Below are 17,255 nucleotides of genomic sequence, written 5' to 3' on the forward strand. Positions count from 1 at the left end.
GCGCGGGGGCCGGGGCGCCGGCCCGGTTTGGGGCCGGGGCGCCGCGACACCCGCGGGTGGTGTCTTCGGTGCGTCCGCGCGTCAGCGCGCGGACGTCAGATGGCGAGCGCCTGGGCGCGGCGCTTCACCTCCGTGCCGCGGTTCTCGTTGAGCGCCTGGGCGGGCGTGCCCGGCAGGCTCTCGTCCGGAGTGAAGAGCCACTCCAGCATCTCCTCGTTGGTGAAGCCGTCGTCCCGCAGCACGGTCAGGAGCCCGACGAGGCCCTTGACGATCTTGTCGCCCTGGATGAAGGCGGCGGGGATCTGCAGGGCGTTGTTCTCGCCGCGGCGCACGGCGATGAGCTGGCCTTCCTTGATCAGCTGTCGCACGCGCACCACGTCCACGTCGAGCATCTCCGCGATGTCGGGCACGTAGAGCCAGGCGGGGACGAGCGCATCGATCTTTACGTCAATCTCGGTCACAGGACAAGCCTGCCATCCCGGACTGACAGCCGGTAGTCGGGCCCTACCGGACTGCCGCCTTCAGGGGGACGGACGGGTCCGCGGCGCGCTCCGGGTCGACCGGGACGGCGGCCTCGATGAGCTTGCGGCCCTGGGCCAGGTCGCGGGGGCGGCCGACCGCGAGGAGGGCCACCGGCACCCCGGCGCGCAGCCAGAGCACGGACCAGGCCTCGTCGGCCGGGGCGCCGCGCCACAGCAGCTCGTCCGCGTGCGCGTGGTGCCCGGCGTACTGGACGAAGCGGCCGAACTGCTCGGACCAGAAGTACGGCACCGGGTCGTACGGCGCGTCGGCGGCCCCGGTGATCGACGCGGCGACCGCGCGGGGGCCCTGGAGCGCGTTGTCCCAGTGGTGGACGAGGAGGCGCTCGCCGTAGCGGGCGGAGGGGAAGGAGGCGCAGTCGCCGACGGCGTACACATCGGGCAGGGAGGTGCGCAGCCGGTCGTCGGCGGTGATGGCCCCGCTCGGGTCGAGGGCGATGCCGGAGCCGGTGAGCCAGCCGGTGGCGGGGCGGGCGCCGATGCCGACGACGACGGCGTCGGCGGCGAGCTCGCGGCCGTCGGCGAGGACGACACGGCCGGGCTCGACGGTGTGCACGCGCGCGTGGGTGAGGAGTTCGGCGCCGTTCGCCCGGTACCACTCGGCCATGGGGGCGGTGACCTCGGCGGGCAGGGCTCCGGCGAGGGGGCGGTCGGCGGCCTCGACGACGGTGACGGCGCAGCCCGCCTCGCGCGCGGCGGTGGCGAACTCGGCGCCGATCCAGCCGGCGCCGACGACCACGACGGAGTGGCGGCGCTCCAGGACGGGCCCGAGGCGCACGGCGTCGTCGAGGGTGCGGAGGAGGTGGACCCCGGGGACGCCCTCGGCGCCGGGCAGGGTGACGGGGTGGGCGCCGGTGGCGACGACGAGGGTGTCGTACGCGACGGGCCCGGCCTCGGTGTCGATCTCGTGGTCGGCCGCGCGCAGCCCGGTGACGTCCAGGCCGAGGCGGAGCTCGATGCCGAGGTCCTCGAAGTCGATCTCGAAGGCGGAGTCCTCGGCCTTGCCGAGGAGGATCGCCTTGGAGAGCGGTGGCCGGTCGTAGGGCTGGTGGGGTTCGGCCCCGATGAGGGTCAGGGGGCCGGTGAAGCCCTGCTCGCGCAGGGCGACGGCGGTCTGGACGCCCGCCATTCCGGCGCCGACGATCACCACGTGCTGCTGGGCCTGCTTCTGCTCGCTCACCCGACCACCTTACGCATCTGACGGACCGTCAGGAAGGGAGGGGTCTGTGGCCCGGTATCGGCGCGGGCTAGTCTGGCGGGCGTAAAGCACTCGCGGGAGCCCGGACGCACCGGGCTGAGAGGGAGGCTGGCCGGCCTCCGACCGTACGAACCTGATCCGGGTCATGCCGGCGAAGGGAGGGGCTGGACGCCCATGCGTTCTTCCGATGTCCTCGTGGTCGGGGGCGGCATCATCGGCCTGGTCACGGCCTGGCGGGCCGCGCAGCGCGGACTGCGCACCGCCGTCGTCGACCCGGACCCGGGCGGCGGGGCCGCACGGGTCGCGGCCGGCATGCTCGCCGCCGTCACCGAACTCCACTACGGCGAGGAGACCCTGCTCGGGCTCAACCTCGCCTCCGCCGCGCGCTATCCCGCGTTCGCCGCCGAGCTGGCGGAAGCCGCCGGCCACGACGTCGGCTACCGGGCCTGCGGCACCCTCGCCGTCGCCCTCGACGCCGACGACCGGGCCCATCTGCGCGAACTGCACGCCCTGCAGACCCGCTGCGGGCTCGTCTCCGAATGGCTCAGCGGCCGCGACTGCCGCCGCCTCGAACCGATGCTGGCCCCCGGCGTGCGCGGCGGGCTGCGGGTCGACGGCGACCACCAGGTCGACCCGCGCCGGCTGGCCGCCGCGCTCGTCACGGCCTGCGAGCGGGCCGGGGTGGTCTTCCACCGGGCGCTCGCGGAGCGCCTCTCCGTCGTCCGCGACCGGGCACGCGGGGTCCACCTCACCGGCGGCGAGGAGCTGACGGCCGACCAGGTCGTGCTCGCCGCGGGCAGCCTCAGCGGGCGGCTCGCGGGCGTGCCGGAGGAGGTGCTGCCGCCGGTCCGCCCCGTGAAGGGCCAGGTCCTGCGGCTCCGCGTCCCCGCCCCGTACGCCCCCTTCCTCTCCCGCACCGTGCGGGCCGTCGTCCGCGGCAGCCACGTCTACCTGGTGCCCCGCGAGAACGGCGAGCTCGTCGTCGGCGCCACCAGCGAGGAGCAGGGCTGGGACACCACGGTGACCGCGGGCGGGGTGTACGAACTCCTTCGCGACGCCCACGAGCTGGTCCCCGGCCTCACGGAGCTGCCGCTCACCGAGACCTGTGCCGGGCTGCGCCCCGGCTCCCCCGACAACGCGCCGCTGCTCGGCCCCACCGCCCTGCCCGGCCTGCACCTGGCCACCGGCCACTACCGCAACGGGGTGCTGCTCACCCCCGTCACCGGCGACGTCATGGCCGAGGCGCTCACCACGGGCGCCCTCCCCGACGAGGCACGCCCCTTCACCCCCCGCCGTTTCTCCCCTGTACGTCAGGAGCAGCCCGCATGAACGTGTCCGTGAACGGAGAGCCCCGCGTCCTGGCGGGCCCCGTCGCCCTCGACGCCCTCGTCGCGACCCTCACCACGGCCCCGTCCGGAGTCGCGGCGGCACTCAACGAGACGGTCGTACCGCGCGGCGAATGGTCCACGACGCTGCTGGGCGAAGGCGACCGGGTGGAAGTCCTCACGGCAGTACAGGGAGGCTGACGGATGTCCGACGACGTCTTCACCCTCGGCGGTACGGAGTTCTCCTCCCGCCTGATCATGGGCACCGGCGGCGCCCCCAGCCTCGACGTCCTGGAACGCTCCCTCGTCGCCAGCGGTACGGAACTGACGACGGTCGCCATGCGGCGCCTGGACCCGACGGTGCAGGGCTCGGTCCTCTCCGTCCTGGAACGCCTCGGCATCCGGGTCCTGCCGAACACGGCGGGCTGCTACACGGCGGGCGAGGCCGTGCTCACGGCACGGCTGGCGCGGGAGGCGCTGGGCACGGACTGGATCAAGCTGGAGGTCGTCGCCGACGAGCGCACCCTCCTCCCGGACGGCGAGGAACTCCTCGCCGCGGCCGAGACCCTCGTCGACGACGGCTTCACCGTCCTCCCCTACACCAACGACGACCCCGTCCTGGCCCGCAAGCTGGAGGACGTCGGCTGCGCCGCGATCATGCCGCTCGGCTCCCCCATCGGCTCCGGACTCGGCATCCGCAACCCGCACAACTTCCAGCTGATCGCGGAACGCGCCGGCGTCCCGGTGATCCTCGACGCCGGCGCGGGAACGGCCTCCGACGCGGCGCTCGCGATGGAGCTGGGGTGCGCGGCGGTGATGCTGGCGTCGGCGGTGACGCGGGCGCAGGAGCCGGTGCTCATGGCCGCGGCGATGCGGCACGGGGTGGAGGCGGGTCGGCTGGCGTTCCGGGCGGGCCGCATCCCCCGCCGCCACTTCGCCGAACCGTCCTCCCCCACAACGGGCCAGGCCCACCTGGACCCAGAACGCCCCGCGTTCTAACACCGGCCCGCCCCGTTGTGGGCAGGCGTTCCGCAAGGGGCGGAACGGGTGGGCACAACGGAACGGCGCCCTTGCCGGCGCCAGAGGCTTCCGCGCCTGGACCCGCACCCGGTGTGCACCGCCGCTCGGGGTGCGGGTCCAGGCTCGGAACGCGGAGGCGCCGCTGGAGCGCGCCGTCCCGTGTGCCCACCCGTCCCGCCCCAGCGGGACGATTGCCCACACGGCGGTGGGCCGGGGCGCCGCCCAGCCCGGGGGCGGGCCCACACGGGGCGGGGGCGCCGCCCAGCACGGGCGCGGGTCCCACACGGGCGCGGGGGCGTGCGTCACAGGTGCGCTGCAGTGGGCGGTGACGGGACCGGCACCCCGTACCGCCCTCGTAGACTCGTCGCCGTGGACACGACCCTTCAGGACCCCCTCGTCGGGCGGCTGCTCGACGGCCGCTACCGCGTCGACGCGCGCATCGCCGTCGGCGGGATGGCCACGGTCTACCGGGCCGTCGACACCCGCCTCGACCGCGTCCTCGCGCTCAAGGTGATGCACCCCGACCTCGCCACCGACGCCGCCTTCGTCGAGCGTTTCATCCGCGAGGCGAAGTCCGTCGCCCGGCTCGCGCACCCGAACGTCGTCGGCGTCTTCGACCAGGGCGCCGAGGGCGCGTACGTCTATCTGGCGATGGAGTACGTCGCCGGCTGCACCCTCCGCGACGTCCTGCGCGAGCGCGGCGCCCTGTCGCCCCGTGCCGCGCTCGACATCCTGGAGCCGGTGCTCGCCGCGCTCGGCGCCGCGCACCGGGCCGGGTTCGTGCACCGGGACATGAAGCCGGAGAACGTCCTGATAGGGGACGACGGCCGGGTGAAGGTCGCCGACTTCGGTCTCGTACGGGCCGTGGGCTCGGCGACCGCCACCACCGGCGCGGTCCTCGGCACGGTCTCGTACCTCGCGCCGGAGCAGATCGAGCACGGCACCGCCGACACCCGCGCGGACGTGTACGCCTGCGGTGTCGTCCTCTACGAGATGCTCACCGGCGGCAAGCCGCACTCCGGCGACACCCCCGCCCAGGTGCTCTACCAGCACCTGAACACCGACGTCCCCGCCCCCTCGGCCGCCGTCCCCGGGCTCGCCCCGGAGCTGGACGACCTGGTCGCGGCGGCCACGGCCCGCAACCCCGAGCTCCGCCCGTACGACGCCGTCGCCCTGCTCGCCCTGCTGCGGGAGGCCCGCGCCGGGCTCGGCGACGAGCAGCTGGACGCGGTGCCCCCGCTGGCGCGCGCCGAGGCCCGGGACACCGCCGAGGACCGGACGAGCGTGATCGCCCGCCCCGTACCGGCGGAGACCGAGCACACCAACCGGCTGCCCGCCCCGGAGACGCCTCCCGCCGCCAGGACCGCCCGCCGGTGGCCCCCTCGCGGCCCCCTCCTCGTCGTCGCCGCCGTCCTCCTCGCCCTCGGCCTCGGCGCCGGCGTCTGGTACATCAATTCCGGCCAGTTCACCCGCGTCCCCGCCGTCCTCGGCCAGTCCGAGGCCGCCGCGACGAAGCGGATCACCGACGCCGGTCTCGACGTCGGCGCCACGAAGCGCGATTTCAGCGACGTGTACGCGCGCGGGACGGTCATGGCCGTCGACCCGGCCCCCGGTGAGCGCGTCCGGGGCAACGCCACGGTCACCCTCACGCTCTCCCGCGGCCCGGAGATCGTGAAGGTCCCCAACCTCAAGAACAAGCCGCTCCCGGAGGCCAAGCGCGCCCTGGAGCAGGAGGGCCTGTCGCCCGGAGTGATCACCTACGCCTTCAGCGACTCCATCGCGCAGGGCGCCGTGATCAGCTCCGACCCCGAGCCCGGCACCGAGCGCAGCCCCGACTCCGCCGTCGCCCTCGTGGTCAGCAAGGGCTCCCCGATCGACGTGCCCGACGTCAGCGGCGAGACCGTCGCCGACGCCACGGCCGCCCTCCAGGAGGAGGGGCTCACCGTCAAGGTCGCGCCGGAGCGGATCAACTCCCCGGAGGCGGCCGGCACCGTCGCGGCCCAGTCCCTCGCCGGCGGCAGCCGGGCCGCCGAGGGCGACGTCATCACCCTCACCGTCTCCAAGGGCCCGAAGCTGGTCGAGGTCCCGGACGTGACCGAGGAGACGACCGCCGACGCGCAGGACGCGCTGGAGGCCGCGGGCTTCGAGGTGGAGGTCAAGAAGTCCTTCCCCTACCTCGGCGACAAGGTCGCGAGCCAGTCCGTGAAGGGCGGCGAGACCGCGCCCGAGGGCTCCACCATCACCATCACGATCAAGGGACTCTAGAGACTCATGCGCAACCCCGTCGGCGGCCATGTCCCCGTGGCCGGTGGCCTCGCCACGGTCGGCCTCGGCTACGCCCGCGAGCTCGGCGCCGAGACCGTCCAGGTCTTCGTCGCCAACCCGCGCGGCTGGGCGACCCCGGCCGGCAACCCGGCCCAGGACGAGCGGTTCCGGGCCGAGTGCGAGGCCGAGTCGATCTCGGCGTGGGTGCACGCCCCGTACCTGATCAACTTCGGCTCCCACACCGAGGCCACGGTGGAGAAGTCGGTGGAGTCGCTGCGGCACTCGCTGCGCCGCGGCCGGGAGATCGGCGCCAAGGGCGTCGTGGTCCACACCGGCTCGGCGACCGGCGGCCGCCCGCGCGAGGTGGCCCTCTCCCAGGTGCGCGAGCGGATGCTGCCGCTCCTCGACGAGCTGACCCACGAGGACGATCCGTACCTGCTCCTGGAGTCCACGGCGGGCCAGGGCTTCTCGCTCTGCTCGCGCACCTGGGACTTCGGGCCGTACTTCGACGCGCTCGACCACCACCCCAAGCTGGGCGTCTGCCTCGACACCTGCCACATCTTCGCCGCCGGGCACGATCTGGCGGGCCCGCACGGGGCTTCGCAGACGCTGGACCTCCTGGTGAAGACGGTCGGCGAGGGACGCCTGAAGCTGATCCACGCCAACGACTCGAAGGACGTCGTGGGCGCGCACAAGGACCGTCACGCGAACATCGGGGCGGGTCACATCGGCGAGGAGGCGTTCCGGAAACTCCTGGGGCACCCCGCCACCGAAAACGTACCGCTGATCATCGAGACCCCGGGCGGCAAGGAAGGGCACGTCGCCGACATCGAGCTCCTGAAGAAGCTCCGCGAGCGCCGAGGATGATCATTTCCTGTTGAGGAATACCCTAGGGGGGTATACGGTTCTTATCGACGACAGGGCCGTACACCCGAGGCTGGGGGCACCTCATGCAGCACGAAGCGCACGCACACCACGACCATTCCGGCCACGAGGGCCAGCAGGGGCATCAGGGCCACGAGGCCCACGCCGGCCACCAGGGTCACCACGAGCACCACGGGGACCACCAGAGCCACGGCGACCACAGCGCTCACGCGGGCCACGCGGGCCACTCGGAGCACAGCGCCCACGACGCCCACGCGGGTCACGCCGCCCACTCCGGTCACGACGCCCACGCCGGGCATCACCACGCCCCCGGCGGCTCCGTCTCCTGGTCCATGGCCGCCAAGGCCACCCTGCACTGCCTCACCGGCTGCGCCATCGGCGAGGTCCTCGGCATGATCATCGGCACCGCGCTCGGCTGGGGCAACATGCCGACGATGGTCCTCGCGATCATCCTGGCGTTCTTCTTCGGCTACGCGCTCACCCTGCGCGGCATCCTGTCCGCCGGCGTCGATTTCAAGACGGCCTTCAAGGTCGCCCTCGCCGCCGACACCCTCTCCATCGCCGTCATGGAGATCATCGACAACAGCGTCATCGCCCTCTGGCCCGGCGCCATGGACGCGCACCTCGACGCGCCGCTCTTCTGGATCGTGCTCGCGATCTCACTGGGCGTCGCCTTCGTGCTGACCACCCCGGTCAACAAGTGGATGATCGGCCGTGGCAAGGGCCACGCGGTGGTCCACCAGTACCACCACTGAACCACCGGCGAACCGCCGTCGAGACGGTCCGGAGCCGCTACAGCTCCGGGCCGTCTCCGGGTTCCTCCTGGTACGAGTAGCGCTGCTCACGCCAGGGGTCGCCGAGGTTGTGGTAGCCGCGCTCCTCCCAGAAGCCGCGCCGGTCGGCCGCCATGTACTCCACGCCCCGGACCCACTTGGGCCCCTTCCAGGCGTACAGGTGCGGGACGACGAGCCGCAGCGGGAAGCCGTGCTCGGCGGTGAGCAGCTCCCCGTCCTTGTGGGTGGCGAAAATCGTACGGTCCGCGGCGAAGTCGGCCAGCCGCATGTTCGCGCTGTAGCCGTACTCGGCCCAGACCATCACATGCGTGACATGGGGTGCGGGCGGGGCGAGCTCCAGGATCGTGCGGGCGGGGACACCACCCCATTCGGCCCCGAGCATGCTGAATTTCGTGACGCAGTGCAGATCGGCCACGACCGTGGAGAACGGAAGGGCCGAGAACTCCTCGTGGTTCCAGCACCGCTTGTCGCCGTCGGCCGTCGCCCCGAAGACACGGAACTCCCAGCGGTCCGGCTTGAACTTGGGGACGGGCCCGTAATGGGTGACCGGCCAGCCGCGCTGGAGGCGCTGCCCCGGCGGCAGATCCGGCGGAAGGTCCGGTGAACGATCCGGCTGACCCGCTTCCCGGTGTACTCCGCTCTCCGGCTGACCCATGCCATCCATGGTGACAGACGGCGAGGGGTGGTCATGACCAAGCGACCACCCGGGCGACCCGATTCGGGCAACTCCGACTAAGCCTGCACTTACTGGACGCCCCCCATTCGGGGTGCGAGGATGCGGCCATCCCGCCTAGTGACGGCATGGACACGTACCGTGGAAGGATCCTGAAGCGATGCAGGGCGACCCCGAGGTCCTCGAGTTCCTCAACGAGCAGCTGACCGGCGAGCTGACGGCCATCAACCAGTACTGGCTGCATTACCGCATCCAGGACAACAAGGGGTGGACGAAGCTCGCCAAGTACACCCGCGAAGAGTCCATCGACGAGATGAAGCACGCGGACAAGCTGACCGAGCGCATCCTGATGCTCGACGGCCTGCCCAACTACCAGCGGCTCTTCCACGTGCGGGTCGGCCAGACGATCACCGAGATGTTCCAGGCGGACCGCCAGGTCGAGGTGGAGGCGATCGACCGCCTCAAGCGCGGGATCGAGGTCATGCGCGCCAAGGGGGACATCACGTCCGCGAACCTCTTCGAGGAGATCCTCGCCGACGAGGAGCACCACATCGACTACCTGGACACCCAGCTGGAGCTGATCGAGTCCCTGGGCGAGTCGCTGTACATCTCGACGCTCATCGAGCAGCCGAGCTGAGGCCTGTCCGACCGCCGTGGCCGCCGAGGCCGCTCCAGGGGCTCTAGGCCGCTTCCCGGAGCTCCGCGACCGTCTCCGCCGTCAGGGCGGGCATGCCCTGGTCCACGAGCTCGCGTCGAGGGCAGTTGCCGCGCCCGAGAATGGCTTGAATGCGACGGACGCAGGAACCGCAGTCCGTGCCGGCCTTGCAGGCGGAGGCTATCTGGCGCGGCGTACAGGCGCCCGCGTCCGCATGCTCCTTGACCTGCTTCTCCGTGACACCGAAGCATGAGCAGACGTACACGCGGTTCACCTCCCGCCGAGATCGTTAAGGCTAACCTAACCTTACCCGGCGCCTCGGAGGCGTAAAAGCCCTCGATACGACGATGGGGCACGGATCACAGCGATCCGTGCCCCATCCCCGTAGGAACCTACTTACTGATCGCGGTACATCTCCGCCACCAGGAACGCCAGGTCGAGCGACTGGCTGCGGTTGAGCCGCGGGTCGCAGGCCGTCTCGTAGCGCTGGTGCAGGTCGTCGACGAAGATCTCGTCGCCGCCGCCCACGCACTCGGTGACGTCGTCACCGGTGAGCTCGACGTGGATGCCGCCCGGGTGGGTGCCGAGCTCCTTGTGGACCTCGAAGAAGCCCTTGACCTCGTCGAGCACGTCGTCGAAGCGGCGGGTCTTGTGGCCGGAGGCCGCCTCGAAGGTGTTGCCGTGCATCGGGTCCGTGACCCAGGCGACGGTCGCGCCGGAGGCGGTGACCTTCTCGACCAGCTCGGGGAGCTTGTCGCGGACCTTGTCGGCGCCCATGCGGACGATGAAGGTCAGCCGGCCCGGCTCGCGGTCCGGGTCGAGACGGTCGATGTAGGTGAGCGCCTCGTCGACCGTGGTGGTCGGGCCGAGCTTGATGCCGATCGGGTTCGCGATCTGCGAGCAGAACTCGATGTGGGCGTGGTCGAGCTGACGGGTGCGCTCACCGATCCAGACCATGTGGCCGGAGGTGTCGTACAGCTTGCCGGTGCGCGAGTCCGTACGGGTCAGGGCGCCCTCGTAGTCGAGCAGCAGCGCCTCGTGGGAGGCGTAGAACTCGACGGCCTTGAACTCGGCCGGGTCGGTGCCACAGGCCTTCATGAAGTTCAGGGCGTTGTCGATCTCGCGGGCGAGCGCCTCGTAGCGCTGGCCCGAGGGGGACGACTTCACGAAGTCCTGGTTCCAGGCGTGCACCTGGCGCAGGTCGGCGTAGCCACCGGTGGTGAAGGCGCGGACCAGGTTGAGCGTGGAGGCGGAGGCGTTGTACATCCGCTTCAGCCGCTCGGGGTCCGGGATGCGGGCCTTCTCGTTGAAGTCGAAGCCGTTGACCGAGTCGCCGCGGTAGGTCGGCAGGGTCACGCCGTCGCGGGTCTCGGTGCCCTTGGAGCGGGGCTTCGAGTACTGGCCGGCGATGCGGCCGACCTTCACGACCGGCACGGAGGCGGCGTAGGTGAGGACGGCACTCATCTGGAGCAGCGTCTTGAGCTTGGCCCTGATGTGGTCGGCGGACACGGCGTCGAAGGCCTCGGCACAGTCGCCGCCCTGGAGCAGGAACGCCTCGCCACGGGCGACGGCTCCCATCCGGGCGCGCAGCTGGTCGCACTCGCCGGCGAAGACGAGCGGAGGATACGACTCGAGGTCCGCGATCACATCGCGCAGAGCCTCGGCATCGGGGTACTCGGGCTGCTGCGCCGCGGGCAGGTCTCGCCAGGTCGCCTTGGCGACGGCGTGGGTATCAGCGTTCACGGTCACATGCACCACATTACGGGGTTCTTCGTCCCGTCCCACGCCTCTGCCCAGTGGCTGAGACGCATGCCCGATATGTCACACGAGGATCTTCATGCCATCGAGTGGTGTTACCCTCTGGCCCGTTTAACAAGAGCAAAGTCGAATTCACAGGGGTGGGCGTGACCCAGAGGCACCGCAGGGATCGCAAGAAGAAACGACTCTTGTACGGAGCGGCGGCGGCCGTCGTCGCCACCGCCACCATCGGCACCATCGCGGTCGCCTCACCGGGCCTGCTCGGCGCGGGGGGCGACGGCACGTCCGGGGGTGACCCTTCCCTCCAGAAGCAGTTCGCAAACGCGGCGCGCGAGTTCGACGTGCCGCAGAGCGTGCTGATGGCGGTGTCGTACCGCCAGACGCGCTGGGAGTCGCACGACGGCGTGCCCAGCACCACGGGTGCGTACAACGTCATGGGGTTGACGAAGGTCGACCCGGAGGACGTCGAGCAGGACACCGACGAGCAGCTGCTCGACCTGATGAACCGGAGCGGCGACCCGCGCATCGAGAAGCGGTTCGACGGGAAGAAGGCGCTGGCCTCCCTCCCCAAGAAGGAGATCGACACCTCCGACCCGACGCTGCACACGCTCGACAAGGCCGCCGAGCTGATCGACGGCTCGACCGAGTCCGTGCAGAACGACACGGCCGCCTCGATCCGCGCCGGCGCCGCCCTCCTCGCCGAATACCAGAAGCAGGCCGGTGCCGAGCTGTCCGACGACCCGGGCGCCTGGTATCCGGCTGTGGCCCGCTACAGCCAGTCCGAGGACCGGAAGGGCGCCGACCTCTTCGCGAAGCGCGTCTTCGAGTCCATCAAGACGGGCGAGAGCGAGGTCACCGCGGACGGCGAGCAGGTCGTCCTGCCGGCGGACCCGTCGGTGAAGCCGGTCAAGCCGTCGAACGTGCCGCTGGCAGCGAGCTTCACGGCCACCACGGAGACCCCGGCGGTCGAATGCCCGTCCGGCCTCGCCTGCACGTACATCCCGGCCGCCTACTCGCAGAACGACGGCAACTACAACATCGCGAGCCGTCCCACGAACGGCTTCGACGTCCGCCAGATCGTCATCCACGACATCGAGGGCAACCACGACGGGGCCGTCAACGTCTTCCAGAACCCGCTGAGCTACGCGAGCGCCCACTACATCGTGCGTGCCGACGGTCGCGTGACGCAGATGGTGGAGACCAAGAACGAGGCGTACCACGCCGGCAACAAGACCCTCAACATGCACTCGATCGGCATCGAGCACGAGGGCTACGCCATCAAGGGTGACGCGGGCTGGTACACCGAGCCGGAGTACGAGTCCTCCGCCGCCCTCGTGAAGTACCTGGCGGCGAAGTTCTCCATCCCGCTGGACCGCGAGCACGTCATCGGCCACGACGACGTGCCGAGCATCCTGGACACCAAGATCCAGGATCACTGGGACCCGGGCCCGTTCTGGGACTGGAACCACTTCATGACCCTTGTGGGCGCTCCCACCGGTGCCGGTGGCGCGGGCGGCCTCCTCCAGGCCGGGCAGCTCGTCCGGATCGTCCCGCCGTTCACCTCCGCCAACCAGCAGCAGATGAAGTACACGGAGGACGGCGTCACCAAGACCACCGTGGCGCTGCCGGTCAACTTCGGCTACCTGTACTCGGAGCCGGTGGCCGACCAGACGAAGGCGCTGACCGACCCGTACTTCTCGTCGAACTGGCAGTACGGCTCCAACTGGGCGAACAAGGTCACGGCCGGCAGCACCCATGTCGTCGCCGAGTCGCGGAGCGACTGGACCGCCATCTGGTACGGCGGCAAGAAGGCCTGGTTCTACAACCCCGGCGGCCAGTACACGGCTCCCGTGGGTGTGAAGACGGCGATCACCGCCAAGGACGGCGCCACCTCGATTCCGGTCTACGGCCGCGCCTACCCCGAGGATGCCGCCTACACGGGTACCGGTGTCCCGGTCCAGGGCAGCAACAGCGCGTCGCTGACGAAGTACAGCCTTCCGGCCGGGCAGGCGTACGTGAAGGCCGGCGAGGCTGTCGCGGGCGACTACTACTACAGCGCCTACAACACCGACGGCACCCGCGTCGTCGGCACGACCAACATCTTCATCCCGATCCGGTACAACCACCGCATGGCGTGGGTGAAGGCGAGCGACGTCAAGGAGGTCGCCACCAAGCCCGCCGTCACGGCGACCAACCGCTACAACCTCCTCGCCCGTGACACCTCCGGTGTGCTCTGGCAGTACCAGGGCACCGGCAGTGCCTCCGTGCCGTTCCTGGCGCGGTACCGGGTCGGGTCCGGGTGGGGCGGCTACAACGTGGTCACGCCGCTGACCGCGCTCCGGGCCGACGGCACCGGGGACATGATCGCGCGGGACGCCAACGGCGCCCTCTGGTACTACCAGGGCAGCGGCAACCCGTCCTCGCCGTTCAAGACGCGCGTGAAGGCCGGCACCGGCTGGGGCGTCTTCAACCAGGTGATCGGCGTGCGGGACCAGACCGGCGACGGCAAGCCCGATGTGATCGGGCGCGAGAGCTCGGGCGTCCTCTGGCTGTACCCGGGCACCGGCAACCCGAGTTCCCCGCTCGGGCCGCGTGTGAAGGTCGGCACCGGCTGGCAGGGCTACAACGCGATCATCAGCACCGGTGACCTCACGGGTGACGGCAAGGCGGACCTCCTCGGCCGCGACGGCTCCGGCGCGTTCTGGCTGTACAAGGGCACCGGCGTCGCCACCGCTCCGTTCGGCCCCCGCGTCAAGGTCGGCACCGGCTGGCAGGGCTACAACAGCATCGTCGGACCGAGCGACCTGACGAAGGACGGCCGGGGCGACCTGATCGCCCGGGACGGCACCGGCGCTCTCTGGCTGTACAACGGCACCGGCAGCGCCACCGCGCCGTTCGGCAACCGCGTCAAGGTCGGCAGCGGCTGGCAGATGTACAACCTGATCTTCTGATCGGGCAGTCCGCTCGGCCTCGGGGCCCGGCACGCACCGTCCACGGTGCGGACCGGGCCCCGTTCCGTTGCCGGGCTGGGTTACAGTGCACGCATGTCGTACACCTCGCAGATCCAGAACTGGTGGTGGACCGCTCATCCGGCGGCCCACTGACTGCGCGTACACCGACACACGCAAAGGCCGCCCGAGGGGCGGCCTTTCTCGTACCCGGGCCGTTCCTCCTCTCCGTACTCCACTCGGAAGGAACGACCCGCCCCATGGACCTTTCCCGTCTCCTCGACCCCTCCTGCCCTCCCTTCGCGCTGCTGCGCCGGCGCACCCCCGGGCGTGACCACGACACCGTCGAGCTGCTGATCGGCCGGGTCCACGAGGCCGAGCGGCTCGCGGAGCTGCCCGTGGGCCCGCTGCCGACGCTCGCGCTCGTCCCGTTCCGGCAGCTCCGCGAGCGCGGCTTCGACGTGCGGGACGACGGCACCCCGCTCTCCGTGCTCGTCGCCGACGAGGCGTACGAGCTGCCGCTCGACGAGGCCCTCGCCGCGCTGCCCGCCCATGAGGTACGGGTGGAGGGCGGCGGGTTCGACGTCTCCGACGAGGACTACGCGCGGACCGTGCGGCGGGTCATCGACGAGGAGATCGGCTCCGGCGAGGGCGCGAACTTCGTGATCCGGCGCACCTACACCGGCGAGATCCCGGGCTTCGGGCGCGCCGACGCGCTCGCCCTGTTCCGGCGGCTGCTCGCGGGCGAGCGGGGCGCGTACTGGACGTTCGTGGTCCACACCGGGGACCGGACGCTCGTCGGGGCCAGCCCGGAGGTCCATGTGCGGATGTCGGGCGGAACCGTCGTGATGAACCCGATCAGCGGCACGTACCGCTACCCGGCCGGGGCCGCCCCGACCGCCGAGGACCTGCTCGCCTTCCTCGCCGACCGCAAGGAGACCGAGGAGCTCTCCATGGTGGTGGACGAGGAGCTGAAGATGATGTGCACGGTCGGCGACAGGGGCGGGGTGGTGGTCGGGCCGCGGCTCAAGGAGATGGCCTATCTCGCGCACACGGAGTACGAGTTGCGCGGCCGGTCCTCGCTGGACGTGCGGGAGGTGCTGCGGGAGACGATGTTCGCGGCGACCGTGACCGGCTCGCCCGTGCAGAACGCCTGCCGGGTGATCGAGCGTCACGAGGAGGGCGGCCGGGGGTACTACGCGGGCGCGCTCGCGCTGCTCGGCACGGACGGGAACGGGGCGCAGACGCTGGACTCCCCCATCCTCATCCGTACCGCCGACATCGACGCCGCCGGGCGGCTGCGGGTGCCGGTGGGGGCCACGCTCGTGCGGCACTCGGACCCGGCGGGCGAGGTCGCCGAGACCCACGCGAAGGCGGCGGGGGTGCTGACGGCGCTCGGCGTGCGGGAGGGGCGGCCGCGCGACGAGAGCGTGGTGCCGCCGCGGCTCGGCGAGGACCCCCGGGTGCGGGCCGCGCTCGACGCGCGCCGGGCCGACCTCGCGCCGTTCTGGCTGAAGATGCAGGTCCGCTCGGCGGAGCTGTCCGGGCACGCGCTGGTGATCGACGCCGAGGACACCTTCACGGCGATGCTGGCGCACGTCCTGCGCTCCTCGGGCCTTGAGGTGTCGGTGCTGCGGTACGACGAGCCGGGGCTGCGGGAGCTCGCGCTCGCCCACGAGGGTCCGGTCGTCCTGGGCCCCGGCCCGGGGAACCCCTCCGATGCCGCCGACCCGAAGATGCGCTTCCTGCGCGGCCTGACGGCGGAGCTCGTACGGGGGCACCGGCACGGCCTGCTCGGCGTCTGCCTCGGGCACGAGCTGATCGCGGCCGAACTGGGCCTGGACATCGTCCGCAAGCGGACCCCGTTCCAGGGGGCGCAGCTGCGGATCGACCTCTTCGGCCAGGAGCAGACGGTCGGCTTCTACAACAGCTTCACCGCGCGCTGCGACGACCGGACGGCGACCGAGCTGGCGCTGCACCGCATCGAGGTGAGCCGGGACGCGGAGACCGGCGAGGTGCACGCCCTGCGCGGGCCGGGCTTCGCGGGGGTGCAGTTCCACCCGGAGTCGGTGCTCACGACGGACGGGGCGGCGCTGACGGCCTCGCTGCTCGCGGGTGTTCTGGTCTAGGAGGCCCTCGGGACCAGGACGTTCTCGCTGCGTCGGCCGGCGGTGTGGTCGAGGACGTTCTGGACGGTGGTGTGGATGATCTGGCCGACCGCGTCGGTCGTGTAGTACGCCTGGTGGGAGGTGACCACCACGTTCGGGAAGGTGACCAGGCGGGCCAGGGTGTCGTCCTCGACGACCTCCAGGGACTTGTCGAGGAAGAAGAGCCCGGCCTCCGCCTCGTACACGTCGAGGCCGACACCGGCGAAGCGGCCCGCGCGGAGCTCGGTGACGAGGGCCTCGGTGTCGACGAGGCCGCCGCGGCTGGAGTTGACCAGGAGGGCGTCGTCCTTCATGGCCTTGAGGGCGCGGGCGTCGACGAGGTGGTGGGTCGCCTCCATGAGCGGGACGTGGAGGCTGATGAGGTCGGCCTCGGCGAAGAGGCGTTCCTTCTCGACGTACTTCATGCCGAGTGCGACACAGGCGGGGTTCTCGGCGACGTCCCAGCCGAGGAGGTGCATGCCGAAGCCGTGGGCGATCCGGGTGAAGGCCTCGCCGATCTTGCCGGTGCCGAGGACGCCGACGGTGCGGCCCCGCAGGTCACGGCCCATCAGTCCGTCGAGCCGGAAGTCGAAGTCGCGGGTCCGGTTGGAGGCGCGGACGATCCGGCGGTTGACGGCCATGGCGAGGGTCCAGGCGAACTCGGCGACGGAGTACGGCGAGTAGGAGGAGACCCGGGCGACGGTGAGGCCGAGGCGCTCGGCGACCTCCAGGTCGATGTTGTTGAAGCCGGTGGAGCGCTGGGCGATCATCTGGGTCCCGCCGGCCGCGAGGGTCTGCAGGACCCGGTGGTTCAGGCTGCAGTTGACGCTGGTGGAGACGGTCTCGTAGCCGGCGGCGATGGGCGCGGTGTCCTCGCTGAGGAAGACGCTCAGGCAGCGGACGTCGTGGTGGCCCTCGAAGGCCTTCTCGATGAGGGGCTTCTCGTCCGCCTGCACGCCGAATGCCAGGATTTCCACGGTCTTCCCCTCAACGTCACGATGGGCCGCATACGCACGCTATGCGCGAATATACGGCCCTTCCTGACGCC

16 protein-coding genes and 1 riboswitch are annotated in these 17,255 nt (G+C 71.4%); of the genes, 10 read left to right on the forward strand and 6 right to left on the reverse strand.

Annotation, left to right across the window (positions count from 1 at the left end; genetic code table 11):
• Window positions 1-95 precede the first annotated feature (95 nt).
• Entirely contained in the window at window positions 96-461 is a 366-nt protein-coding gene (locus ACWGN5_RS29760) for an Rv2175c family DNA-binding protein (RefSeq protein ID WP_189802243.1), read from the reverse strand.
• Window positions 462-504: 43 nt separating this feature from the next.
• Window positions 505-1,719 (reverse strand): NAD(P)/FAD-dependent oxidoreductase, encoded by a 1,215-nt coding sequence (locus ACWGN5_RS29765; protein ID WP_453520791.1) that lies wholly within the window; start codon window positions 1,717-1,719, stop codon window positions 505-507.
• A gap of 82 nt (window positions 1,720-1,801) precedes the next feature.
• Window positions 1,802-1,914: riboswitch (TPP riboswitch) on the forward strand.
• Here ACWGN5_RS29765 and thiO point away from each other — a divergent pair.
• From thiO to ACWGN5_RS29795, 6 genes are all read left to right on the forward strand, one after another.
• Window positions 1,912-3,066 carry a glycine oxidase ThiO gene (gene thiO, locus ACWGN5_RS29770; protein ID WP_453520794.1) on the forward strand — a complete coding sequence of 385 codons (1,155 nt, stop codon included), beginning with the start codon at window positions 1,912-1,914 and terminating at the stop codon, window positions 3,064-3,066. (Overlaps the previous riboswitch by 3 nt.)
• Entirely contained in the window at window positions 3,063-3,263 is a 201-nt protein-coding gene (thiS, locus tag ACWGN5_RS29775) for a sulfur carrier protein ThiS (protein WP_453520797.1), read from the forward strand. Before thiO ends, thiS begins: the two co-directional genes overlap by 4 nt.
• A 3-nt stretch (window positions 3,264-3,266) precedes the next feature.
• Window positions 3,267-4,061 carry a thiazole synthase gene (locus tag ACWGN5_RS29780; RefSeq protein WP_453520800.1) on the forward strand — a complete coding sequence of 265 codons (795 nt, stop codon included), beginning with the start codon at window positions 3,267-3,269 and terminating at the stop codon, window positions 4,059-4,061.
• Between the two features lie 390 nt (window positions 4,062-4,451).
• Complete coding sequence (gene pknB, locus ACWGN5_RS29785) at window positions 4,452-6,347, forward strand: Stk1 family PASTA domain-containing Ser/Thr kinase (RefSeq protein WP_453520802.1); 1,896 nt, start codon at window positions 4,452-4,454, stop codon at window positions 6,345-6,347.
• Between the two features lie 6 nt (window positions 6,348-6,353).
• Window positions 6,354-7,214: a deoxyribonuclease IV gene (locus tag ACWGN5_RS29790; protein WP_453520804.1), complete on the forward strand. Its 861-nt coding sequence runs from the start codon at window positions 6,354-6,356 to the stop codon at window positions 7,212-7,214.
• A 350-nt stretch (window positions 7,215-7,564) separates the two neighbouring features.
• Window positions 7,565-7,987: a DUF4396 domain-containing protein gene (locus ACWGN5_RS29795; protein WP_453520873.1), complete on the forward strand. Its 423-nt coding sequence runs from the start codon at window positions 7,565-7,567 to the stop codon at window positions 7,985-7,987.
• Window positions 7,988-8,024: 37 nt separating this feature from the next.
• Here ACWGN5_RS29795 and ACWGN5_RS29800 read toward each other — a convergent pair whose 3' ends face one another.
• Entirely contained in the window at window positions 8,025-8,681 is a 657-nt protein-coding gene (locus tag ACWGN5_RS29800; protein WP_453520806.1) for a sulfite oxidase-like oxidoreductase, read from the reverse strand.
• 178 nt (window positions 8,682-8,859) lie between these two features.
• Between ACWGN5_RS29800 and bfr the strand changes: the two genes are divergently transcribed.
• Window positions 8,860-9,336: a bacterioferritin gene (bfr, locus tag ACWGN5_RS29805; RefSeq protein WP_369143780.1), complete on the forward strand. Its 477-nt coding sequence runs from the start codon at window positions 8,860-8,862 to the stop codon at window positions 9,334-9,336.
• 43 nt (window positions 9,337-9,379) lie between these two features.
• Here the strand turns inward: bfr and ACWGN5_RS29810 are convergent, their stop codons facing one another.
• Both ACWGN5_RS29810 and ACWGN5_RS29815 read right to left on the reverse strand, forming a co-directional pair.
• Window positions 9,380-9,628: a (2Fe-2S)-binding protein gene (locus ACWGN5_RS29810; protein ID WP_369143781.1), complete on the reverse strand. Its 249-nt coding sequence runs from the start codon at window positions 9,626-9,628 to the stop codon at window positions 9,380-9,382.
• 122 nt (window positions 9,629-9,750) lie between these two features.
• Window positions 9,751-11,097 carry a class II 3-deoxy-7-phosphoheptulonate synthase gene (locus ACWGN5_RS29815; RefSeq protein WP_453520810.1) on the reverse strand — a complete coding sequence of 449 codons (1,347 nt, stop codon included), beginning with the start codon at window positions 11,095-11,097 and terminating at the stop codon, window positions 9,751-9,753.
• A 161-nt stretch (window positions 11,098-11,258) separates the two neighbouring features.
• Between ACWGN5_RS29815 and ACWGN5_RS29820 the strand changes: the two genes are divergently transcribed.
• From ACWGN5_RS29820 to ACWGN5_RS29830, 3 genes are all read left to right on the forward strand, one after another.
• Window positions 11,259-14,063, forward strand: coding sequence for an N-acetylmuramoyl-L-alanine amidase (locus ACWGN5_RS29820; RefSeq protein ID WP_453520812.1), 2,805 nt, complete (start codon window positions 11,259-11,261; stop codon window positions 14,061-14,063).
• Between the two features lie 93 nt (window positions 14,064-14,156).
• Complete coding sequence (locus tag ACWGN5_RS29825; protein ID WP_382859564.1) at window positions 14,157-14,216, forward strand: trp operon leader peptide; 60 nt, start codon at window positions 14,157-14,159, stop codon at window positions 14,214-14,216.
• Window positions 14,217-14,320: 104 nt separating this feature from the next.
• Window positions 14,321-16,189 carry an anthranilate synthase family protein gene (locus ACWGN5_RS29830; RefSeq protein ID WP_453520813.1) on the forward strand — a complete coding sequence of 623 codons (1,869 nt, stop codon included), beginning with the start codon at window positions 14,321-14,323 and terminating at the stop codon, window positions 16,187-16,189.
• Here ACWGN5_RS29830 and ACWGN5_RS29835 read toward each other — a convergent pair.
• Window positions 16,186-17,184 carry a 2-hydroxyacid dehydrogenase gene (locus ACWGN5_RS29835; protein WP_453520815.1) on the reverse strand — a complete coding sequence of 333 codons (999 nt, stop codon included), beginning with the start codon at window positions 17,182-17,184 and terminating at the stop codon, window positions 16,186-16,188. The genes ACWGN5_RS29830 and ACWGN5_RS29835 overlap by 4 nt on opposite strands.
• Window positions 17,185-17,255 lie beyond the last annotated feature (71 nt).

It is taken from the genome of Streptomyces sp. NPDC055815 (genome assembly GCF_053616475.1).